Origin of the sequence: Pelorhabdus rhamnosifermentans (genome assembly GCF_018835585.1) — a bacterium.
Lineage (GTDB): Bacteria > Bacillota > Negativicutes > UMGS1260 > UMGS1260 > Pelorhabdus > Pelorhabdus rhamnosifermentans.
This window is the reverse complement of sequence record NZ_JAHGVE010000035.1, coordinates 1-21,845: the sequence shown is the minus strand read 5'-3', so window position 1 is coordinate 21,845 and position 21,845 is coordinate 1. Positions and strand designations below refer to the sequence as shown.

At 37.6% G+C, this 21,845-nt stretch carries 22 protein-coding genes; 20 read left to right on the top strand and 2 right to left on the bottom strand.

Translation table 11 applies throughout. The annotated features are described in order from the left end of the window. The first annotated feature begins 16 nt into the window (after positions 1 to 16). The 7 genes from Ga0466249_RS23530 (at position 17) to Ga0466249_RS23500 (ending at position 6,278) form a co-directional block, all read left to right on the top strand. Positions 17 to 691 carry a flavodoxin family protein gene (locus Ga0466249_RS23530; protein ID WP_215831951.1) on the top strand — a complete coding sequence of 225 codons (675 nt, stop codon included), beginning with the start codon at positions 17 to 19 and terminating at the stop codon, positions 689 to 691. Between the two features lie 458 nt (positions 692 to 1,149). Then, positions 1,150 to 1,497, top strand: a complete 348-nt coding sequence (locus Ga0466249_RS27905) for a methyltransferase family protein (protein ID WP_215831941.1) — start codon at positions 1,150 to 1,152, stop codon at positions 1,495 to 1,497. Between the two features lie 222 nt (positions 1,498 to 1,719). Next, positions 1,720 to 2,034, top strand: coding sequence for an ArsR/SmtB family transcription factor (locus Ga0466249_RS23520; protein WP_215831940.1), 315 nt, complete (start codon positions 1,720 to 1,722; stop codon positions 2,032 to 2,034). A gap of 327 nt (positions 2,035 to 2,361) precedes the next feature. Beyond that, entirely contained in the window at positions 2,362 to 3,342 is a 981-nt protein-coding gene (locus Ga0466249_RS23515; protein WP_246589000.1) for an MBL fold metallo-hydrolase, read from the top strand. 117 nt (positions 3,343 to 3,459) lie between these two features. Beyond that, on the top strand, positions 3,460 to 4,257 hold the full coding sequence (locus Ga0466249_RS23510; RefSeq protein ID WP_215831939.1) for a nitroreductase family protein: 798 nt from the start codon (positions 3,460 to 3,462) through the stop codon (positions 4,255 to 4,257). Between the two features lie 557 nt (positions 4,258 to 4,814). Beyond that, positions 4,815 to 5,510: an HAD family hydrolase gene (locus Ga0466249_RS23505; RefSeq protein ID WP_215831938.1), complete on the top strand. Its 696-nt coding sequence runs from the start codon at positions 4,815 to 4,817 to the stop codon at positions 5,508 to 5,510. A 351-nt stretch (positions 5,511 to 5,861) separates the two neighbouring features. Then, entirely contained in the window at positions 5,862 to 6,278 is a 417-nt protein-coding gene (locus Ga0466249_RS23500; protein WP_215831937.1) for a YybH family protein, read from the top strand. An 898-nt stretch (positions 6,279 to 7,176) separates the two neighbouring features. Here the strand turns inward: Ga0466249_RS23500 and Ga0466249_RS26835 are convergent. After that, positions 7,177 to 7,434 (bottom strand): hypothetical protein, encoded by a 258-nt coding sequence (locus tag Ga0466249_RS26835; protein ID WP_246588999.1) that lies wholly within the window; start codon positions 7,432 to 7,434, stop codon positions 7,177 to 7,179. Positions 7,435 to 8,015: 581 nt separating this feature from the next. Here Ga0466249_RS26835 and Ga0466249_RS23490 point away from each other — a divergent pair. The 12 genes from Ga0466249_RS23490 (at position 8,016) to Ga0466249_RS23435 (ending at position 18,658) form a co-directional block, all read left to right on the top strand. Continuing rightward, complete coding sequence (locus tag Ga0466249_RS23490; RefSeq protein ID WP_215831936.1) at positions 8,016 to 9,056, top strand: ABC transporter ATP-binding protein; 1,041 nt, start codon at positions 8,016 to 8,018, stop codon at positions 9,054 to 9,056. Further along, positions 8,995 to 9,945 carry a carbohydrate ABC transporter permease gene (locus Ga0466249_RS23485; protein WP_215831935.1) on the top strand — a complete coding sequence of 317 codons (951 nt, stop codon included), beginning with the start codon at positions 8,995 to 8,997 and terminating at the stop codon, positions 9,943 to 9,945. Before Ga0466249_RS23490 ends, Ga0466249_RS23485 begins: the two co-directional genes overlap by 62 nt. A 23-nt stretch (positions 9,946 to 9,968) precedes the next feature. Continuing rightward, entirely contained in the window at positions 9,969 to 10,796 is an 828-nt protein-coding gene (locus Ga0466249_RS23480; protein ID WP_215831934.1) for a carbohydrate ABC transporter permease, read from the top strand. A 23-nt stretch (positions 10,797 to 10,819) separates the two neighbouring features. Beyond that, on the top strand, positions 10,820 to 12,103 hold the full coding sequence (locus Ga0466249_RS23475; RefSeq protein WP_215831933.1) for an ABC transporter substrate-binding protein: 1,284 nt from the start codon (positions 10,820 to 10,822) through the stop codon (positions 12,101 to 12,103). A 19-nt stretch (positions 12,104 to 12,122) separates the two neighbouring features. Then, entirely contained in the window at positions 12,123 to 13,370 is a 1,248-nt protein-coding gene (locus tag Ga0466249_RS23470) for an alkaline phosphatase family protein (RefSeq protein ID WP_215831932.1), read from the top strand. Positions 13,371 to 13,827: 457 nt separating this feature from the next. Continuing rightward, positions 13,828 to 14,265: a membrane-associated protease 1 gene (locus Ga0466249_RS23465; protein ID WP_246588998.1), complete on the top strand. Its 438-nt coding sequence runs from the start codon at positions 13,828 to 13,830 to the stop codon at positions 14,263 to 14,265. Between the two features lie 41 nt (positions 14,266 to 14,306). Continuing rightward, complete coding sequence (locus Ga0466249_RS23460) at positions 14,307 to 14,903, top strand: amidase domain-containing protein (protein ID WP_215831931.1); 597 nt, start codon at positions 14,307 to 14,309, stop codon at positions 14,901 to 14,903. Between the two features lie 29 nt (positions 14,904 to 14,932). Further along, positions 14,933 to 15,391 (top strand): hypothetical protein, encoded by a 459-nt coding sequence (locus Ga0466249_RS23455; protein WP_215831930.1) that lies wholly within the window; start codon positions 14,933 to 14,935, stop codon positions 15,389 to 15,391. Positions 15,392 to 15,604: 213 nt separating this feature from the next. Beyond that, a complete protein-coding gene (locus tag Ga0466249_RS23450; protein ID WP_215831929.1) occupies positions 15,605 to 16,132 on the top strand; it encodes a hypothetical protein in 528 nt (175 codons plus the stop codon). Between the two features lie 319 nt (positions 16,133 to 16,451). Next, on the top strand, positions 16,452 to 16,847 hold the full coding sequence (locus Ga0466249_RS23445; protein WP_215831928.1) for a hypothetical protein: 396 nt from the start codon (positions 16,452 to 16,454) through the stop codon (positions 16,845 to 16,847). Positions 16,848 to 17,190: 343 nt separating this feature from the next. Continuing rightward, on the top strand, positions 17,191 to 17,820 hold the full coding sequence (locus Ga0466249_RS23440; protein ID WP_215831927.1) for a CatB-related O-acetyltransferase: 630 nt from the start codon (positions 17,191 to 17,193) through the stop codon (positions 17,818 to 17,820). Positions 17,821 to 18,181: 361 nt separating this feature from the next. Further along, positions 18,182 to 18,658 (top strand): GNAT family N-acetyltransferase, encoded by a 477-nt coding sequence (locus tag Ga0466249_RS23435; RefSeq protein ID WP_215831926.1) that lies wholly within the window; start codon positions 18,182 to 18,184, stop codon positions 18,656 to 18,658. Positions 18,659 to 18,986: 328 nt separating this feature from the next. Here the strand turns inward: Ga0466249_RS23435 and Ga0466249_RS23430 are convergent, their stop codons facing one another. Beyond that, positions 18,987 to 19,913 carry a DMT family transporter gene (locus tag Ga0466249_RS23430; protein WP_215831925.1) on the bottom strand — a complete coding sequence of 309 codons (927 nt, stop codon included), beginning with the start codon at positions 19,911 to 19,913 and terminating at the stop codon, positions 18,987 to 18,989. Between the two features lie 139 nt (positions 19,914 to 20,052). Here Ga0466249_RS23430 and Ga0466249_RS23425 point away from each other — a divergent pair, with 139 nt between their 5' ends. Further along, positions 20,053 to 20,943 (top strand): LysR family transcriptional regulator, encoded by an 891-nt coding sequence (locus Ga0466249_RS23425; RefSeq protein ID WP_215831924.1) that lies wholly within the window; start codon positions 20,053 to 20,055, stop codon positions 20,941 to 20,943. Positions 20,944 to 21,845 lie beyond the last annotated feature (902 nt).

The following is a 21,845-nucleotide window of genomic DNA, read 5'->3' as shown; positions in this document are numbered from 1 at the left end:
AAAGAGGAGTATTGATATGAAAAAGAAAGCCATTATAGCTATCAATGGGAGCCCAAGGAAAAGCTGGAATACAGCAACTTTATTGACCAAGGCATTGGAAGGGGCAGCATCACAGGGGGCTGAAACGGAATTGATACATCTTTATGATCTCAGTTTTAGGGGCTGTACCAGTTGTTTCGCCTGTAAAAGAAAAGGCGGTAAAAGTTACGGAAAATGTGCAATGAATGATGAGTTGACTCCAATCCTCGAGAAAATTGAGTCCGTTGATGCCATTATTCTGGGGTCACCTATCTATATGGGAACAGCTACTGGAGAAATGAGATCATTTATGGAGCGGCTTGTATTTCCGTACGTAGTATATGATGGAAACTACTCTTCTCTTTTCAAGAGGAAGATACCGACAGGTTTTATTTATACCATGAATGCTACCGAAAGCCAGATGGAGGAAAGGGGATATGCCCAGTCTTTCGAATTGGCTGAAATGATGTTGGCCAGAGCTTTCGGTAAGGTAGAATCACTTTGTGTTACTGATACGTACCAGTTTGATGATTATTCTAAATATGTTGCCAGTGCCTTCAACCCGGAAAAGAAAGCCGCAACACGTAAAGAAGTATTCCCGCAGGATTGTGAAAAAGCATGTAACATGGGCATGCGATTTGTAAAGGATAATTTCGCGGATTCTGGAAAATAAGTCAGGATCACCCGTATAACGGGTGGCTTGATTACGCCCTATATCAGCATCAAGATATGCAGTGGAAGGTAAGTTTGGTAAATGTAAAAGAAAGTATGGATGTGACATTGGTAAGAAAAAATTGAAAGGACTTTTCAGTAAGAGTCGAAAAGATGATGGTAATTGGCATTTTCTTGCTGAAGTTGGTAGTGCATCAAATTGGGGTTCTTTCACATTGCGTTAATATGCTTGTTGCAAGAATACTTTTTAGATCTAGTGCCGTTAAATGTATATTCTCCACTATAGCAAAGTCAGTTTCGGCTAAAAAAGGTTCTTGGCAATGTATAATTCTTGATCATGCGGACAGTAATATATGGAGATATTGAAGGCATTCATGAAGTAATCGAATGGAAATGGGAAGAAATTGATTCCGGAGGAATGGTGCTCTTAAAAAATCTACAATTAATAATTAATAAAAAATGGTCAAAAACCTGTATATACAGGGACAGTACATAAAAATTATCGGTTTTTTGCTGCTGTTTTTATCTCTGGCGTTTTCAGTTTGGGCTAGAGTGATATTAGGCAAAAATTGGAGTGGCGTAATACAAAAGGTACAAGGACAGCGTCTTATAACGAAAGGTCCCTATAGATATATTCGTAATCCAATATACAATGGAATCATCGGGGGCTTCATCGGAACATTTATTATAGTTGGTACTTTAGCCTCATTGTTAGGAATGCTGATTATTATAGTGACTTATATATTAAAGACCATCAAAAAAGAAAGATTTTTAGTGGAGTCCTTCGGAGAGGCTTACTGCCATTAATTTTTTAACAATTATGGGAATATGCATTATTCAGGGAGTATCTTGACTGAATAATGCTATTTTTGAAATAGGGAATTAAATAAGTCAATTTTTTATATAACTCAAGCCTGACCCCATTGGACCATCAGATCTATAAAAGTTTATTGACAAGAACGTCAAAATGAGCTAAAATCAATTTTATAATTGTCGAAATGTGATACAATCAACATAGGGGCTGTAAAAATGGATACTAAAAAAATGGATACTAAAAAAATGGCGAAAATATTTAAAGCTCTTTCGAATGAGAATCGATTAGAATTATATTTAAAAATTGCCGAGGCTCACGAAGCCAGTTTTGAAACGGGTGGCGGATGTTGTGTTGCCGACATCATTGCTTGTTTAAATATTGGTGCACCGACAATTTCACATCATATCAAAGAATTGGTTAACGCAGATTTGATTACCACTGAAAAAAGAGGGAAATTTTTAATATGTAGGGTAAATGACCAACAAGTTACTGAAGTTAGTAAGATGTTAGCACTACAACGAATAATCTAATTTTAGTTTTTAAAAAATTTGTCTTATATTTCGATGCTTATATAAGTATCATATTATCATGACGGGTGAAGTATCCAAGTGGAGAAGGTTTGTCCCGTAAGAAATATTAAAGTTGGAAGAAAACCTGAGTTTTTGCATAAATGTGAAGGATACTATGCATGTATACATCATTGCCCTCAAAATGCAATACATTTAAAATTTGAGAGAAGCAAAACTAGATTCATTAATCGAAATGTAAAATTAAAAGAGATCATTGATGCTAATAACCAAAGCAAATCTGTAGAATGAATTTTAGTTTAAGGCGAAGTAGCGAGAGAGGTAATAGGTATGAGCGATACCATTGGCAAAAAGAAGTTCATCAATGAAATTGCTACGTCAATGTATATGGGACCAAAAACTATGTTTACTATGTTGAGAGACTTTATTAAAGCTAATCCCAAAAGAACGCCCGACAAGCCTATTCCTATAAATTTCATAGATACACTACCGCTACAAGACGTGAATCAAACAAAAGTAATCTGGTTTGGTCATTCTACTGTCTTGTTGGAAATGGAAGGCAAAAGAGTATTGTTAGATCCCATGTTTTCAAATTCTCCATCACCATTTTCATTGTTCGGAGGTAAACGCTTTAGCAAGGTATTGCCCATTGAAATGAAGAAGTTGCCGCCAATTGATATTGTTATTCTGTCGCATGATCATTATGACCATTTGGATTATAATTCAATCATGCAGCTCAGAGACAAGACGCGACTATTTTGCGTTCCCAATGGTGTGGGGATTCGTTTGAAAAAATGGGGAATCGACCAAGAAAAGATAAGAGAATTTGATTGGTGGAATGAATTGATTGTTCAAGGATTGACGTTGGCTTGTACACCTGCAAGGCATTTTTCAGGCAGAAGTCTGTTTGATCGCAACACAACTCTGTGGTGTTCATGGGTGATTACAGGTAAGCAAACAAGAGTCTTCTTTAGTGGAGATGGCGGCTATGGTCCTCACTTCGAACAAATTGGCAAAAAGTATGGACCATTTGATTTGACGCTAATGGAGTGCGGTCAATACGATGCCAGATGGTCTGCTATTCATATGCTACCTGAAGAAACAATACAAGCCCATATTGATGTTAGGGGTCATAGTATGATCCCTATCCATTGGGCGGCTTTTAGTTTGGCTTTTCATGATTGGACAGAACCGATTGAGCGTGTAACAAAAATGGCAAAAGAACGCAAAGTCAATATTGTTACACCCAAAATCGGGGAATTTGTAATTGTGGGTTCCGCTGAGTACCCGAAATCCGTTTGGTGGAAATAACAATACTGAAAACTGTTGTACAATCAGGGATCACCTTTATCCTGTAATATTGCAACGAATTTAGAAGCCTTTTATGTCGTTTGTCTAAACTCTGATTTTAATAAGGAGCTGAGTAAAATGAGTCTTATAACTGTAGATGAATCAAAATGTATTAAATGCGAACTTTGCATTAAGGAATGTCCAGTAGCGGTTCTGAAAATGGGGAAAATCGGGCCAGAAGATAGAGAAACAACAACTTGTATTGCCTGTGGACATTGTGTTGCTATATGCCCTAATGCTGCTATAGATAATAAAAAAGCACCTTTGGTACAGCAAGTTGATTTAAAAGATTTTCCTAAATTAAATGCACAACAGGCGGAACATTTTTTAAGATCGCGTCGTTCCATAAGAAATTATAAAGATGAGTCAGTATCAAGAGAGAAATTAGCAAAATTAATTGATATTGCAAGGCTAGCTCCTACTGCAGAAAATAGTCAAGGTATATCCTTTGTGGTAGTTGAAAATAAACAATTAATTGAAGAAGCTACTGAAATTACTATTCAGATGATAGAAAATTCTCCATTAAGGCATCTAGTAGAAGCAGCTGTCAGAAGTTACAGGGAAGATGGAGTTGATTCCATTTTCCGTGGTGCTCCGAATTTAATCATAACTATTGCAGATAAAAATCTTCGAAGTGCCAGAGATAACTCGGTTTCATTTTTGACTTATCTAGAATTATATGCTCCTTCACTAGGGCTTGGATCCTGTTGGGCCGGAATTTTTGAATATTGTGCATCTATTGAGCATTCGCCACTGCTTAAATTATTCAATATTCCAGAAGAAAAAAAGATAACAGCTGCGGTTATGGTTGGATATCCTAAGTACAGCTATAAGCGGTTAGTGGATAGAAATCCTTTGGAGGTTGTTTTTCTATAATAGGTAAAGTAAATGCACCAGGGTGATCTTAGACATTACTCTTGTTTCGATAATGACAGAAGACCTTGGTCAAATTATGACTAAGGTCTATCTTTGTTTGCTTCAGCAGCGTGGCATGTTATGGAAGAAAATTTTCATCATTTCGCTATCTGGTTCACGACCTTCGAGCCATCCGTTTAACTGATTACGAGTGGCCCCGAATCGTTCTGCATATTCTTCTTGGGTTAAATGGCGGTTTTGGTCTTTAGCTTCTTCATAAAGTTTGTTGAATCTTTGAGTTAGCGGGAGTTTGACTTATAAAAATTTAATTTTTGAAATAGGGAATTAAATAAGTCGATTTTTTTATATAACTCAAGCCTGACCCCATCGTCTTTTAGTGGTAGCCTTTGTCAGGCGTTTGACAGAGTTTCAGGTGCTGAGGCGATAAGTGTGTCAACAACCTGACCCCGTCGTCCCTAAATCCGGCGGGAGTTTTTCGCTTTTATAGGAATACAGAGTATTATTAACCTGAGTTCCAAAGAGCAGAATTTATTTTTTCATTGTGAGGAGTGGTTTGATTGATAAAAGCAATATTGTTTGATATTGATGGCACAATGATAGATAATTATGACGCAGAGAACAAGGCTTTATATCAGATACATCGCAAGCATCAACTAAATGGAATGCCTGTTGATGCTTTTATTGAAGAGTGGCATAAGCAATCAGAACATCATTTTGAACGATATCTGGCTGGCGAGTTGGATTTCGATACTCAACGAATATTGCGTGTTCAAGCCGTGTTCGACAAATTCGGACAGAACATACCTAAAAACGAAGTAGAACCTTTGTTTCAAGAATATCTTGCAGAATATGAGTCAAACTGGTGTTTATACAATGATGTAATGAGTTGTCTGGAATCACTGAGGGGTTACTTGCTTGGAGTGGTCTCAAATGGCGATTTAGCCCAGCAACAACGTAAGTTGAACAATACCGGGATCATAAACGAGTTTTTGTCTATTCTTATATCTGGCGATTTTGGTATAGCAAAGCCACAGCCAGCTATTTTTGAAGCTTGCCTTACGCAATTAGGCGTGAGCAAGGAAGAAGCCATATATGTGGGGGATAGTGTAGAAAAGGATATGGTTGGAGCTATGAATGCCGGTATAAGAGGAATCTTGATTGATCGTGGTGACCATCAGCGTTCTTTGCTGCCTGATCAAGTATCAGTGGTTAATTCTTTGGATGAAGTAAAAGATGTTATTAGTAGATTGTAATTATTATTTGTTTCCGAAGGATTTAACTTATCCTCAAATACAACTATTTTTATATAAAATTGCAATTGAAGTATATGTTTAAAAATCCCCTTTTAAGAAATTAGAGCAATGCTTCCAATAGACTAGTATCTCTTTTTTGGGCAGTGAAGCAAACTTAGAGTCATTAGACCCATTGCATAAAAAAAATAACAAAAACATAGGCGTCAGCATAATGCTAGCGCCTGTTTTCGTTCATAATAGACGTAAGTTAATCCAATTTGTATTTTCTATTTGATGACGTGTTATCACTTGTCAGGAGCGAGAGAATTTTATATAGCGTAAGGGAAAACCATTTTTTAAGGGGAGGTAACCATGGATAAAAATGAACTTAAACATTTAATAGAAGAAGCAGACAATGCAATAAATAGAGAAGACTTCGATGCTTTGCTTGACTTTTATACGGATGATGCGACCCTAGTAGTCAAACCTGGGATGCTTGCAAAAGGGAAAGATGCAATTCGAAGAGCGTTTGTGGCTATTGCTGAATACTTTAACCATAGCCTTGTGGTTAAGCAGGAAAGCATGAATATAATTGAAGGTGGTGATACAGCACTAGTCATATCAAAAACACTACTTAGCGCCAACCAAAAAACTGATTCAGCATTTTCTATGGAACGTAATGCCACGTACGTATTCAGGAAGGATTCTGACGGAATTTGGCGTTGCGTTATTGATAACTCCTATGGGGTTGAATTGCTAGAGTTATCCGAAGAAAAGTCATCCAGATGATGTTGTTGAGTCGAAAAAATGGTGCTGCTAAGAGTTCTGGGTGATTATAGATAATGTTAGGCAAATTATTGACGCATGTTTATTATCCGCAACGAGCAGGTTATGGAAGAAAATAAAAAAGGCTCAAACCCATATGACGTACGGCCTCAGGACCTAAAAACTGCGTTTTTTAATGACATGTACTGGAACAATAAAATGCCGACGAAGCCAGTATATATCAGGACTTCCACTTGTTGCATGACACTGTTATCATGTGATAGAACGATCCTCTAACTCGGTTTAGGCCTAGGGAGAGGATTGCTTATGTTTGTTCAAAAGTTCTACGCCGAAAAACCTGCTATTTATCGGTAGCAGGTTTTTTGGTGTATTAAGGCGGATAAATTCTTTTAATTCTTCAAGTCGTTCTAATGTTTCAGGTGGTAAATCCTGTAGCGAGTTATTGGTAGGATGGTCGACAAGTTTTTCAATGAAAGTGCGAATATTTGTTTCTCCTAAAAGCCAGCCGTATTGACTCCTGATCGTTTTGCAACGATTTTCATCATTTCGCAATCTAAGGTAGATACTTCAGAAATTATGATATGATTTTGCATTAGATATTTTTTCAAGTGATAGAATAATGACCCGAAAATTATTTAAAGATTAACTTATGCAAATAACGTTGACGAATGTATGGACCATAAGGAGGGATTGGCTGAATCAGATAAAAAATAATGAAATATCTAAACAAAATGGCATAACAATATAAGTTAATTACAGCAAGTGAACAAAGAGACGATGTTTGACAAAAGAAAAAGAGATAGAAAGCATTTCGACAAGGTAATTGGCTAGGATGGAATATTAAAAAGTGTAATTGATAGAATATAATGGGACAATGAACCTGTCCTCGCGTCCCATGAGTTCATCCCAATAATATATAAGTAGCTTTGTCAACAACCCCGTCCCCTTGACATACTGTTGCCACAAGTTTGTCACTGATGAAGGCAGCGGCAAATGTCACAATACAGATAGCAGCCCAGGGAAAGGCGGCTGCGATGCCCATTTTTTGTAGGGAGAATTGTTGTGCTTCCATCAGATAGAGGGGCAGCCAAGCCAAGAAAACGTACATAATATAGTCAGTAATGAAGTATTGAATTCCAATGGCGCCGGGAATTTGCATAGCAGAATATCCAACAAAAAAGGCGGTCTGCATAAAGCCCATATCGATTTTAGTAAAGGCGAATTCGTCATAATAGCGGGGGTAGCCACCGAAGATTTACCCGATCCATATAAGAAATAAAGCCAATAAGAAACATGAGGATTGCCAAGCACCATCGGAAATTCGTTTGTTTCATTTTTATTTTTGCAGTATCCTCCTTAAATATGGGTGCGGAATAGCTTGTGATAAAAAAGCCTACAGATGGAATCGACAGTTTTTATCAAATAAGAAAAAATCAGCGATACAGCGAAAATTCGTAATCTGTTATCTATTATGACAAATCATATGTATTTAGCCAATGATTTTGTGTAAAGTTGTAATGTTTCATTCTTTCTTGTGAGAAGCATATAGGTTTAACTTATTCTTTACGTGTCGATAACATTATTCCTTTCCATTTGTATTAAACTAAAAATAATGACTGTCTCACAAAGTACCCAAAATAAAGTATCAAAACTCCAGTAAAAGACCAGTTTGCAATTAACCATGTGTTTCAGGCTATTTAGTTTGTGAGAACACACATAAATACAAAAGGGAGAGATAAGATGTCAGAAATCTGCTTCAAAAATGTTGACAAAAGCTATGATGGCAAAGATTTTATCATCAAAAATCTAAATCTTGTTATTCCTGATGGCAGTTTCACTGTTCTCGTCGGTCCAAGCGGCTGCGGTAAGTCTACGACCTTACGCATGATTGCTGGTCTGGAAAATTTAACAAACGGTGAACTTTTTCTTGATAATCTCCGCATGAACGAGGCACCACCAGAAGAGCGTGATATCGCTATGGTTTTTCAGAATTTTGCCCTCTATCCAACAATGAGCGTCAAAGAAAATATTGAATTTGGCCTGATCAACCGCAAGATTCCTGCTGATATCCGAAAAAATCTCATCGCGGATGTAGTTGAAATCGTTCATCTTCAAGATTATCTGCACAAAAAACCCGGCGAACTTTCCGGTGGACAGCGTCAACGAGTTGCCTTGGCCCGCGCCATGGTGAAAAAACCAAAAGTCTTTCTTATGGATGAACCACTAAGCAATCTTGATGCCAGTCTGCGCAATAAAATGCGCACGGAGCTCATCGAATTACATAAACGTCTCAAAACAACCTTCGTCTATGTCACACACGATCAAACAGAAGCCATGTCCATGGCAACAGATATCGTGCTCATGTGTGAAGGACGCATCCAGCAAAAAGATAAACCTTTGAAAATCTACCGTGATCCCAACAATATTTTTACAGCACAATTCATCGGAACACCTACGATGAACATGTTGCCGATTGAAAACGGACTTTCCAAGAAACCTTTTCCCCCAACAGCTAAATATATGGGCTTCCGCCCCTCACGTGTCCAACTTGTTGAAGATGCAATCCAACAGCGCTTGCCCATTGAATTCCAAGGAAAAATCATCACCCGCGAGTTTTTCGGCAGTGAAATCATTTACCGTATCCAAACAACTTCCGGTATTTTATCCTTCAAAACTTTTCATCAGGAAGAATTACCTCTAGATAAGGAGGTCCATCTTTGTGTTGAAAGAAGCGATTGCTATTTCTTTGATGAAAAAGAAAAACGTATCCGTTGCTCATGATGGGATCAAATTAGGAAAAGTTTGGCGAATGAGCAAACCTTATCTCTTTATCGCTCCAGCCATATGCATTTTCCTTGTCTTTTCCATCTATCCCGCGATCAGCATCGTCGATTTAAGCTTTTACCATTGGAATTTAGTCTCCCCAAGCAAAGAATTTATCGGCCTTGGCAATTACATCAATCTGTTCCACGATCCGGATTTTTTTCAGATTCTGCGCAATACGATTTTCTACACCATCGGCACAGTAAGCATAAGTTTATCGCTGAGTTTGCTGTTGGCGGTATATCTTAAACAGGATACACAAATGAATAAGATCCTGCAGCGCATTATCTTTTCTCCGTATATCGTCTCCCTCTCCTCCGTTGCCTTTCTTTGGATGTGGCTTATGAATACGGATATCGGGCTTCTGAACTATATCCTATCTCTTTTGGGCATAGACAAAGTCGATTGGCTGGGCAACACGAGCCTAGCCTTGTTTTCACTCGTATTGATTTCCGTATGGAAAACAGCCGGCTATAATACTCTCATCATACTCGCCGCCTTGCAGACAATTCCCAAATATCTCTACGAAGCAGCGGCGCTTGATCATGCAGGCACGATCTGCACCTTCCGAAAAATCACTTTGCCGTTGCTTTCACCAACGCTCTTTTTTCTCACCATTGTCGATATCATCAGCTCCTTTAAAGTATTTGAAACAATCCAGATCATGACAGACGGCGGACCGCAAAATGCAACGAATACCTTGGTCTTTGCCATCTACGAATACGGCTTCAAATTTTACAAAATCGGTTATGCTTCAGCCATTGGCGTAATATTACTTATCATCATCAGCATATTTACCGCACTTTATTTCCGCGGCTTATCTCATAAAGTACACTATTGCGGATAAGGATTTCTATGAGGAGGTCTATCATGTCTTTTCGTCATTTTTCCACCAAAGTTTTTCGCACAATAATCAATACGCTGCTCATCCTGATTTTCTTCTTTCCCTTTTACTGGATGGTCGTAACTTCCTTCAAAACCTTAGGTGCAACGGTACTTTTCCCGCCAGAACTGATTCCTTCATCCCTGCAAGTACAAAGCTACCTTGATGCTTTTCATGCTATACCGTTCTTGCATTTCCTCGTCAATTCATTGATTGTTACATTTTCGGTGTTGGTCTTGCAAACCCTTACCATTGTTCCTGCTGCTTATGCTTTTGCCCGCTATTCCTTTAAAGGAAAGCGTATTTTATTTGGCATAGCGATGCTATCGATGATGATTCCTGCCCAATTGACCTTCTTACCTCTCTTCATCATGTTTTCCAAATTGGGTCTGATCAACAGCTACGCCTCACTCATTCTGCCTTTTGCTTCGAGTGCATTTGGTGTATTTATGCTGCGGCAGACCTTTAAACAAATTCCCTCGGAACTTATCGAAGCCGCACGACTTGATCATGCCAGTGAATTTCGTATGCTCTGCAAAATTTTTTTGCCGTTTGCCAAACCGACTTTGGTTACTTTAGGCATGCTGGCTTTTATTTCTACTTGGAACGACTATTTCTGGCCGCTCGTACTCACCACCAGTGATGCGGTCCGTACCCTACCCGTTGGCATTGCTTCTCTACGCAATATCGAATCAGGCATCTATTATAACACCATGATGGCAGGCAACATCATGCTCATCCTGCCAATCATCGTAGTTTTTCTTTATGCACAAAAGCAAATTATCCGAGCCTTTACCTATATGGGCGGCAAATAAACAGCGAAAACGGAGGAATATCTATGAAATGGAAAACATCACTCGGAATTGCAGCACTTGCCTTAGCCAGCTTATTATTCAATGGCTGTGGCACGCAACAGGCAGCACAAGAAGATAACGGCGTAGTCGAAATCAAATATTGGTATGCTTGGCAAGATCAAATTGCCGAAAACAACAAAGAACTCACGCAAAAGTTCAATGATACCATCGGAAAGGAAAAAGGCATCCATATTACTGCTGAATATCAGGGCAGTTATGATGACTTACAGGCAAAACTACAAAGTGCCTTCGCTGCACATGAAGAACCTGCTGTATCTGTCATCGAAATCAGCAGCATCAAAGCCTTTGCCAAAAATGGTATGTTAAACCCATTGGATGAATACTTCAGCAAAGAAGATATCAATGATTTTTATCCTGGATTACTGAAGAATTCTTATGTGGACGACAAATTCTACGGTGTACCATATCTGCGCAGTACCCCGATTTTATACTATAACAAAACCTTATTCAAAAAAGCTGGTCTTGATCCAGAAAAAGGACCAGAAAACTGGACAGAACTAAAAGCCATGTCTCAAAAATTAGCAGCAATTGGCGTCAATGGCTTCGGCTTTATCTCTGATCCATGGCCGCTCGAAGCACTCATCAGCCAGAATGGCGGCAGCATGCTCAGCGATGATGAAACAAAAGCAGTCTTTAACTCGCCTGCCGGCATAGGTATGCTTGAATATCTGCGCGATGGCATACAAAACAGTAACTTCAAATACTATAACGGGGCAGGCGGCAGCGACAACTGCGAATCTGCTTTCATGAATCAGCAACTCGCTATGCGTATTACCTCCACAGCAGATCTGACAAAAAATCTCAAACTTGCTAAAGAAAATGGCTATGAAATCGGCACATGCTTCATCCCGATGCAAACAAAACGTAGCGTACCTACGGGCGGCTGCAATCTGGTTATGACCTCGGCCCTTGATGCAAAACATAAAGCTGCGGCTGCTGAATTCATCAAATTTATGACCGCACCAGAACAAGCCATATACTCACACATCAAAACAGGATATCTGCCATCCCGACAAAGCATAACCAATGATGATAAAATCAAAGAAATGTATGCAAAAATACCGCAATATCGAACAGCTTTGCAACAGCTTCCTTACGCCTTTGGCCGCCCAATGAACGAAGCCTATCATGAAGCTTCCAAAATTTACTCCAATATGTTCGATAAAATCCTTACCACCAGCATAGACATCAAAACTGCTTTAGATGAAGCGGCGGCAAAAGACAATGCTTTACTTAGCAATAAATAAACTTTAGGAGTGCTATCCCATGAAAAAACGTCTCGTCGTTCTCTGTGTAGACTCACTTTTTACCAACGATATCAAAGATATCGAAAAACTGCCTCACTTTCACCAAATTTTGCAAGACAGCATTATTGCTCCCAATATCACCTGTGTTTATCCTACTCTGACCTATCCTTGCCATGCAGCAATCATGAGCGGTTGCTATCCGGATAACAACGGTATCCTGCACAACGAAAAATTGAATCCAGCAACTGATAATGCCGATTGGTACTGGTATTACCAGGATTTAAAAGTCCCCTCGCTCTTCGACTATGCAAAAGAAAACCATCTTTCTACAGCTTCCGTACTCTGGCCGGTCAGTGTTGGAGCGCCTGTCGATTATCTCATACCGGAAATCTGGCTGCCACACAGAGACGACACACAGGATATCCTTGAAGAGACCATCAGTGATTCCGTACAGGAAATATATCATCGCAATAAACATCTCTGCAACTGGAAAATCAACCCTGAATTTGATATCTTTGCTGCCGCCTGCACAGTAGATATCATCCATGAATTCAAGCCAGACATTCTTTTTGTGCACATGGCTTCGCTTGATCATTATCGACACGCTTACGGTACGCATGCCGACAATGTACAGGTTGCCTTAAAACTGCATGACCAATGGCTCGGTATGATCCTCGATGCACTAAAGACCGAAAATCTGGCAGAAGAAACAGCCTTTGTTCTCTTAGGCGATCATGGGCAAATGTCTATAGAAAAAAATATTTGCCTAAACCATCTTTTTCGCGAGAAAAACTTATTGACTGTTAATAATGCAGGCACGATAACTGACTATAAAGCCTATGCCCAATCTTGCGGGATCAGCGCTCAAGTCTATGTCAAACAGGAAAAAGACCAAGCGGAAGTACTAGATATCTTAACCAGGCTCAAACAAGACGATTTCCTGCGTGATATCTTCACCGCCAAAGAAACCCGCGAAAAATTTCATCTCTCCGGTGACTTTTCTTTTGTCGTCGAAGCACCTGATTTTTCAGCCTTCTCCAATGCCCATGAACGCTTCATTATCCCCACCCAGGCAACAGACTATAAATACAACGTATCTACACATGGTCACCTGCCGGATCGCGGTGAAAAACCTTGTTTTATCATCCACAACAGCGGATATTCGCCCCAAGTCATAAAAAATGGACGTCTGATTGACGAGGCTCCTACGATACTTGCTTTGCTCGGTATCGAAATGAAAAATATCGATGGACGTTCTTTACTCTAATTTTTATAAAGAAGAACCTGCTATTTATCAGTAGCAGGTTTTTTTGCGTATTTAAGGCGGATAAATTCTTTGAATTCTTCAAGTCGTTCTAATGCTTCAGGTGGTAAATTCTGTAGCGAGTTATCGGTATGATGATTGACAAGTTTTTCAATGGGAGTACAAATATTAGTTTCTCTTAAGAGCCAGCCGGATTGACTCCTGAGCGTTTTGCAACGATTTTCCCCATTTCGTTATCTAAGGTAGGTATTTCAGAAATTATTGATATAGATTTTGCATTAGATATTTTTTTTAGTTTACAAGTGTAGTTATATAATGATAAGAAATTCGAGGGGATATTATTTTGCACTTTGATTGCCATAATTTGGTCATATGTTTTTGGTATTATGTGACATGTACCTAAAGTTAGAGGCGGTATACTAAATTATTCTAGGACTAAAGCAAAGGGAGAGATTTTATAATGGGATTTACATTAGCAGTCACGAGACAAGACACTATTTATTTTGGTACAGACATAATTAGCTTTGTAAATGCGGACGTGGGTACGCCAACCAACTCTATGGCTAAATCTTCTAAAGGTGCTATTACTATGATAGTAACAGGAAAACTTACTTCAAATAATAGTGAAATAGGAAAACTTACTTCGAATAGTAACTCAGAAGAAACCAATTTGACTAATAGCGACACAGTAAAGCTATTTCAATGGTCGTTAGTTTCAGCACAAAGTTCAGATGCTTATCGCAGCGTAGTCGTTGAAGTAAAATCCGCTGGTCAAACTTTTAGAACAATACATTTACCACATGCTTTTATTGTTGATTATAATGAAAGATATAATACTACCACAGGTATGGGCGAATTTGTCATTGCTTTTAAGACGGAAAGCAGATCAAGCAGATAAGGTAAAAGTTGAATGATTATCCAAAATCGGAGGAAGTTAAGTTGAGCTTTTTTGAAGAGTTAGATGGGGAAGCAAGGGAATTGGTAAAACGGCAGGAGTATGAGTGGAGGCACAAGAATGATTTGCAATCGCAAACATTTAGTTTTAGTCGGCAACAAGCCGTATATTATGCGCATTATTATTGGTCAGATATAAATACGGGGTATCCTTACTTCGGTGGTGATGATTGTACAAATTTTGTATCACAATGCTGGGTATCAGCAGGAATTCCAGAAACAGCGAACTGGTTTTGTGACCCTATAGAGGAATTCGAAGACCCAAGAATTAGATATTTCACAGGTGATCAATTTATAGAAACGCGTTCTTGGCAAGATGCAGATGTTTTTGGAAATTATATGGTAAATCAAGGTTATTGTAGGATGGTATATAGCAGTATTGAAGCTAACCTTGGAGACGTAATTCAGTTTTATAATTCTGAACATGGGTGGCATCATTCCGCAATAATAACACAAATAGATCCAAATGGTGATTTACACTATACTGCACACAGTGACGCACACCTTGACAGACCTTTATCTGACGTCTATCCTCAAAACGGTGAAGAACTTAGATTTCTTTGTCCCTATAATGCCTACTAAATTTTTTAGTTAAGAGGAAGTTTATACAAATGAAAAATAAAATAATTGCATTAATCTTGTGTATGATCTGCATATTTTTTCTCGCTTCTTGTGGTCAAAGTAGTGCGAATAACAATGACACTAAACCTAATATTAAATACGTTGATATATACGACGTAGTTAAAGAGGCGTTTATAACTGATAATGGATATACTAATGAACTTGCCAAACATATGACAGAAGAAGTTTTTAAACATACAAATTACAAGAAGTATCCTGCAAATAATCCGAAATATATAGAGCCCTTCAAAGTTGATTTTAGCCTTAATGAAGTTTGTCAAACTAAGGACAAGGAAAATGATTTAGTTTATGTAGATATGATTTATTCAACAATAATAAAAGATGCAAATAATAATATGGTAGGTGGTGCACGCGACGCTCACGTTACCTATATCGTTAGAATAGATGAAAAGGGATGGTATATTATTGACATGCATAGCAGATTATGAATCGACCATCATTGAAGTTAATATTACACAGTAATGTGAGACCCGCTACAGAGTAAATGGATATTAAAATAAATGTCTATCCTCAAAACGGTGAAGATCGTAGATTCCTTTGTCCCTATAATGCATACTAAATTTATGAGTATCTGGGGTTGAATTTGAAATTACCACCGTTTTTATCTGAATACGGCATTGGTGAAGGAAGTTGTTTCAAAAGTGAACATAAAAAAGCTGAATATAAAAAAATTTTTAAAGACAATTACATTAATTGTAATTGCCTTGGGTTTATGTGTACTCGGACTATTATTTTTAATTAGTGATGGCGCCGGAGAATTTAGAGGTAACGATATACAAAATATTAACTGTGGAGAATATATTAAATATGTTGATATATATGACGTAGTCAAAGATGCGTTTGTGACTGACAATGGATATACTAATGAACTTTCCAAACATATGACAGAAGAGGTTTTTAAACGTATAAATTACAAAAAATATAATAAAGATACGAAATATATAAAGCCGTTAAAGGTTGATTTTAGCCTTAAAGAAGTTTATCAAACTAAGGATAATGTAAATAATTTAGTTTATGTAGATATGATTCATTCAATAAAAGTAATGGATGCAAACGACCAGATTGTAACTGGTTCATTGGATGCAGGGATTACATTTACTGTTAAAATAACTGAGTATGGATGGTATATTATTGACGAACGACAATATGCTGACGGACGTCTTAGATAAACGTATTTTTTATTCTTACGTAGTTTGGCCAAGATTGCCAATTATGTAGTGTTTCTGTCTGCTATGCGGGATAGCCTTGTATTATGGGCCGGATTGGCTATACGGATACTTTGAAATTCAACTCAAGGTACATACACTATCGAATTATAGATAGCTATAATATTGATAGTATGGTTTAGGATACATAGATTAAGGCAAGTATAAAAGGTTTAAAACGCCTGTATAAGGGGCGCCCGATTTTATGAATGCTCTATTTCTTTCTTATAAAAGCAAGGGACTATATTAAAGATAAAGTGCCAGAATGTTAGGGGAGTGAGTTATGAAGTGGTTAAATATGAAAAGCTTAGTAGCAAGCGCAGGTAATCCGTTTGCATTTTTGGCGCTACTATTTATTCAGATACCGGGAACTATTATAGGTGGGCATTATTTTCATATTTCATTATTTGGAGTAGTGGTTTTAATCGCTTTTGGATATGTATATTTCGGAGCGTTCATTTTGCTGAGAATGTTGGTCCGCCAACAAGATGATTTATTAGTTCACTTTGGAAAAATAAGCGATACAACGTATCCATTATCTGTTATAGGACTCATGTTTCCAGTTTTATGTCTCACAGAGATGGAAGCAAATGTATTTGGTTTTATAATATTACCAATAGTGTTTGTTTTTGCTGCAATAATGTTTTTCGTTTCACTATATGCGATATGTAGGAAGTAAAATACATATTATTTTTGTGGCCGTTAATAATTTTTCCACCCTCTTTCTCTATTTGTTCACTTGTATCTCACCTAGGGAGCTCTCTATTGGGGCTGACGACTTGCATTGATGAACTTGCCATTGGTGTCATGTACACTAAAGTAACAAAAAATGGACACCGGTTAGTTATTAAATCTCAATTGTTTTACAGTAATAGGAAAAGACTATTTGTCTAGTAATGGACAAATAATCTTTTTTGAGTTTATAATTAGTTAGAGGCGATATAGGAGTGATTTTATGAAGAAATGTATTGTAATAATGGGATAGTCATAAAAGCAGCATAATACAAAGGAGAGAATTAAACATGACTATTCCAAATTCAAATAAAGTATATCCGAGAAGTAATGATTGCCAAACTATATATCTTAAAAATGTAATTACAAGAAATAATATAAAAGTCGGAGATTATACAATATATAATGACTTTTATAATGACCCAAGAGATTTTGAAAAAAACAATGTATTATATCAATATCCTATAAACAACGATAAATTAATAATTGGTAAGTTTTGTTCAATTGCATGTAAAGCAAAGTTTCTCATGACCAGTGGAAATCACACAATGAAATCACTATCTACTTATACATTTCCTCTTTTCGGAGAAGAATGGGATGAAGCATTAAAACCAAAAGATGCTTGGGATAATAAAGGTGATATTGTAATTGGAAATGATGTGTGGATAGGATATGATGCTATAATTATGTCAGGTGTGAAAATTGGTGATGGTGCAATTATTGGAACCAGAGCAGTAGTTACTAACGATGTTTCACCTTATACCATTGTTGGAGGCATACCAGCAAAAGTTATAAAGAAAAGGTTTAGTGATGATGTAATTTTAAAATTGCTAAAAATTAAGTGGTGGGATTGGTCATATGAAAAAATCCAAGCAAATATTAAATATATTCAAGCTGGAGGTATCAATAAGTTAGATTGATACCTATTCAGCCCCTAAACGAAGCTCCAGTTTAGTTTTAAAAGGATGTAAAATAATGATTAGGAGTCGCGGGGCTAGACTTGACTTGTTTGTTTCATTGACTTCATTTGGCGAAAAGCTTTCGTTTGTATTACGATACGGAGCCATATTATTGGTAACGACGGAATTTAATAGCCTTATCCACATTAAATGGATAAAGGCTATTTTTGTTTTAAGGGCGTATTCATTTGTTGATATAGCTATTTAAGGCATCGTTGAAATCTGTGACTGACTGTTCCCGAACCGCGCATTAATTGAAGGTCGGCATATACGTCGTTCTCTAGATATAGAGTAATTCGACGGTGGCGGTCCTCAAAACTTAATGGAGTATAGAGGCGGGGCTGTCACTTCAGATTTAGAACCGAAGTTGATTATGTTTGAAGACAAATATTACGGTATATATCAAAAGGTCGGAAATGATACTTTCGCTGATTTACTGCACAAATTGCACAGCAATATACGCCAATTTTTCCCGCTTGACGAAGTTCAAAAACGCGAAACGTATCTTTGGTTCGAAAACGATGAGCTTGTCGGAAGCATCCGGATTTATCACAACAAAGAGGAAAACTGTTATGAAATCGAGAAAGTGATGGTCGCTTCGCAGTTTCAGGGCAAAGGTTACGGGACGAAGATATTGAATTTTATTGTAGCGAAACTTCAACACACTCATCGTACGCCGATTGTTTTGACGGTTGCCGCTTGCAACGACAAATCGGTTAAAATGTACGAAAAGTTTGGGTTTGTTGCTGTTAGCGAGGAAATGGGCGAATGGAAAATCGAGGGGGATATATGTGGTTAATAATTCAACTCCAATTATTGGATAATGGTTAACATGCCGCCTAGGGGATACCATACTGATACTATATCTTTTTTTGTCGAATGTTTTTTTACGTTGCTTAAGCGACGTGGCATGTAATGGAAGAAAAAAAGGTCGATGAAGCCAGTAATTATAAGGAGTTCCACTTGTTGCATGACACTGGTGCCATGTACAGTAGAGTAACAATATGGACAGTATTATACAATAAAAACAGAGATCCATATTCTACTGCTGAATTATGGATCTCTGTTTTTATTGTAACGACCAATTTCTCTGACACACAAAAGACCATATTCTCATTTGTACAAAATTAGCTGCCTTTTGTGCAAGTCAAATTTGCCTTTTGCTTATTGGTTAGATAAACGCCAAAGATAACCATAATACCACCGATCATCATAAATGGCGAAATCGTTTCGCTCAACAAAAGTATGCCCGCTAGAAAGGCAAATAGAGGGCTCACATATTGAAAAGAAGCCGTACGCACCGCGCCGATTCGTGCGATGCCTTTGTACCATGTATAGTAGGCGTAAACGGAGCAGAGTGTCGCCAAATATACTACTGCAGCAATTGTTGGCAGGGTGATACTTGATAGTTGCTCAATTGCAGATGTTGGATTTAGAGGATTGGGGATTAGAATAATAGGTAGAAGCATAAGTGTTCCGAAAATATTCATATAGGCGACCGCTGTAAAAGGAGAATATTTGCTCATGATTTTTTTCCCATATAGAGTAAAGATTGCCCAAACGATAGCATTAAGGAGCATTAACATGTCGCCTAGGATTGTTTCAGACATAAATAAAGAAAATAGTTTTCCTCTACTGATAACAATTGTGACTCCTAAAAAAGCGAGCAATATTCCGCCGATAGCATTGCGGTTGATTTTTTCTTGGCCAATGAAGATACTTACTATTGTTGTCCAGACAGGGCTTGTCGCTAGTAATAAAGAAGCATTAATAGAGGTCGTATAAAGAAGTCCGGTATACTGAATATAAAAATAAGACGTTATCGAGAGAAAACCCATTACAACGAGCTGTGGTATATCCTCTTGATAAATGCGTGATTTTTTCACTGCCAAAATAGAACCAAATATGATTGCGGCGGCTATAAAACGAAATCCTGCTAGATTTAATGGACTAAGTTCATGTAAGGCGATTTTAGAGGCGGCAAATGACGTTCCCCATAGAAAGGTAACGCAGATCAGTGAAAGGTAAATCGCCATATCTTTATTTCTTAACATAAATAATTCCTCCTGCTCCGTCCTTATTATGATAAGTTTTGTGTATCTTGCAAATAGATGATAACATATATATATTGCATCTGTGAAATTGATAATTCATATATAAATAATCTATTTTTTTGATAAGGATGAAGATGAAATGGAATTTAGACAGCTACAGGCCTTTTTGACAGTAGCTAATACTGCTAATTTTTCACGTGCAGCTAAGCTATTGGGATATGCACAGTCGAGTATTACTACACAGATTCAGCTTTTGGAACAGGAATTAGGTACAAAATTATTTGATCGTTTAGGTAAACGTGTTGTATTGACAGATCAAGGCCAATGTTTTTTTACCTATGTGAAGCAAATTTTATCCCTTGCTGATGAAGCTAAGGAAGCTGTTTCCGGTTCAACAACTCTAAAAGGTAGCATTACCATTGGGGCACCAGAGTCCTTATGTGCTACTCGCCTGCCGGTGGTACTGCAAGAATACGGCAAACGTTATCCACAGGTGAGAATTGTATTGAAAATTGGCTCCTATGATGACTTCTTATTTTGGCTCAAGAATAATTCAATTGATGTAGCACTTTTCTTTCAGCGTGAAATGGTTCATCCAAATTTAAATTCTTATACTTTAGTAGCGGAACCCATAGTAGCTGTTTCCAAAAGAGGGCATCCTTTAACTCAAAAACGCAGACTTGAGCCAATCGATTTAAGAAATGAAACGGTAATTTTAGCTGAGCCTGGCTGTAGCTATCGTATTATTTTAGAAAACATACTATCTGTTGCTAAGGTATATCTTGAAACAGTTTTAGAAATTGGCAGTATAGAGGCTATGAAACAGTGCGCTATAAGTGGATTAGGCATTACCTTTTTGCCACGTGTTTCGGTAGAAAAAGAATTAGAATCCGGTCAGTTGGTTGATTTGCATTGGGCAGGAGAAGAATTCAACACAGTTATTCAGTTAGCCTATCATAAGGATAAATGGTTATCGCCAGTACTAAAGGCTTTTATGACTGTAACAAAAGAAATTCTGGAATCTAATTAAGGGACAAATAAATATGCTCTTATAACATAGACCTGTTCCAGCGTGTCTAGGGGTTCAGGCTGATTAAGATAATGTTAGGCGAATTATTGACGCATGTTTATTATCAGCATGGCATGTTATGGAATAGATCAGAAGAGGCTCAAAGCCGTATAAAGTATGGATTCAGAGCCTAATAATTACTTTTTTTAATGGCATGTACTGGAACAATAAAGTGGCGATGAAGCCAGTAATTATAAGGACTTCCACTTGTTGCATAACACTGGTGCCATGCCATGGAACAATCCTCTGTCTCGGTTTAGACCGGAGTAGAGGATTGCTTATGTTTGTTCAAAGTGTACAAAGAAAAAACTGCTATTTATCAGTAGCAGTTTTTTGGGCGTATTTAAGGCGGATAAATTCTTTGAATTCTTCAAGTCGTTCTAATGCTTCAGGTGGTAAATCCTGTAGCGATGGCATAACAATATAAGTCAATTACAGCAAGTGAACAAAGAGACGATGTTTGCCAAAAGAAAAAGAGATAGAAAGCATTTCGACAAGGTAATTGGCTAGGATAGCAGGAATATTAAAAAGTGTAATTAATAGAATATAATGGACAATGAACCTATTCCTGTGTCCCATGAGTTCATCCCAATAATATATAAGTCGCTTTATTCAGAAGAGATGGAGGATATTGCGATTGTTTAGTTTATTTAGTGATAGACCTTTATCAGGCGATTGACAGAGGTTCAGGCGCTGGGGCGATAAGTGTGTCAATAACCCCGTCCGAAACCACTGAAAAAGTCAATATATATCAATAATAATCCAAATATGGTATAATATAGATGAATAATAAATCAAGAAAGCAGGGAATAAACATGCTTAAACCCAAATCAAAACAATTAAGCTTATATTCCATTCTATAT

What these genes read in the sequence shown, in the direction of transcription:
- Ga0466249_RS23455 (WP_215831930.1), top strand. Translation starts at nt 14,933, where the DNA reads ATGAAAAATAAAATAATTGCATTAATCTTGTGTATGATCTGCATATTT.
- Ga0466249_RS23425 (WP_215831924.1), top strand. Translation starts at nt 20,053, where the DNA reads ATGGAATTTAGACAGCTACAGGCCTTTTTGACAGTAGCTAATACTGCT.
- Ga0466249_RS23490 (WP_215831936.1), top strand. Translation starts at nt 8,016, where the DNA reads ATGTCAGAAATCTGCTTCAAAAATGTTGACAAAAGCTATGATGGCAAA.
- Ga0466249_RS23480 (WP_215831934.1), top strand. Translation starts at nt 9,969, where the DNA reads ATGTCTTTTCGTCATTTTTCCACCAAAGTTTTTCGCACAATAATCAAT.
- Ga0466249_RS23435 (WP_215831926.1), top strand. Translation starts at nt 18,182, where the DNA reads ATGGAGTATAGAGGCGGGGCTGTCACTTCAGATTTAGAACCGAAGTTG.
- Ga0466249_RS23445 (WP_215831928.1), top strand. Translation starts at nt 16,452, where the DNA reads ATGAAGTGGTTAAATATGAAAAGCTTAGTAGCAAGCGCAGGTAATCCG.
- Ga0466249_RS23475 (WP_215831933.1), top strand. Translation starts at nt 10,820, where the DNA reads ATGAAATGGAAAACATCACTCGGAATTGCAGCACTTGCCTTAGCCAGC.
- Ga0466249_RS27905 (WP_215831941.1), top strand. Translation starts at nt 1,150, where the DNA reads ATGGTCAAAAACCTGTATATACAGGGACAGTACATAAAAATTATCGGT.
- Ga0466249_RS26835 (WP_246588999.1), bottom strand. Translation starts at nt 7,434, where the DNA reads ATGCAAATTCCCGGCGCCATTGGAATTCAATACTTCATTACTGACTAT.
- Ga0466249_RS23465 (WP_246588998.1), top strand. Translation starts at nt 13,828, where the DNA reads ATGGGATTTACATTAGCAGTCACGAGACAAGACACTATTTATTTTGGT.
- Ga0466249_RS23440 (WP_215831927.1), top strand. Translation starts at nt 17,191, where the DNA reads ATGACTATTCCAAATTCAAATAAAGTATATCCGAGAAGTAATGATTGC.
- Ga0466249_RS23430 (WP_215831925.1), bottom strand. Translation starts at nt 19,913, where the DNA reads ATGTTAAGAAATAAAGATATGGCGATTTACCTTTCACTGATCTGCGTT.
- Ga0466249_RS23470 (WP_215831932.1), top strand. Translation starts at nt 12,123, where the DNA reads ATGAAAAAACGTCTCGTCGTTCTCTGTGTAGACTCACTTTTTACCAAC.
- Ga0466249_RS23515 (WP_246589000.1), top strand. Translation starts at nt 2,362, where the DNA reads ATGAGCGATACCATTGGCAAAAAGAAGTTCATCAATGAAATTGCTACG.
- Ga0466249_RS23520 (WP_215831940.1), top strand. Translation starts at nt 1,720, where the DNA reads ATGGATACTAAAAAAATGGATACTAAAAAAATGGCGAAAATATTTAAA.
- Ga0466249_RS23500 (WP_215831937.1), top strand. Translation starts at nt 5,862, where the DNA reads ATGGATAAAAATGAACTTAAACATTTAATAGAAGAAGCAGACAATGCA.
- Ga0466249_RS23530 (WP_215831951.1), top strand. Translation starts at nt 17, where the DNA reads ATGAAAAAGAAAGCCATTATAGCTATCAATGGGAGCCCAAGGAAAAGC.
- Ga0466249_RS23510 (WP_215831939.1), top strand. Translation starts at nt 3,460, where the DNA reads ATGAGTCTTATAACTGTAGATGAATCAAAATGTATTAAATGCGAACTT.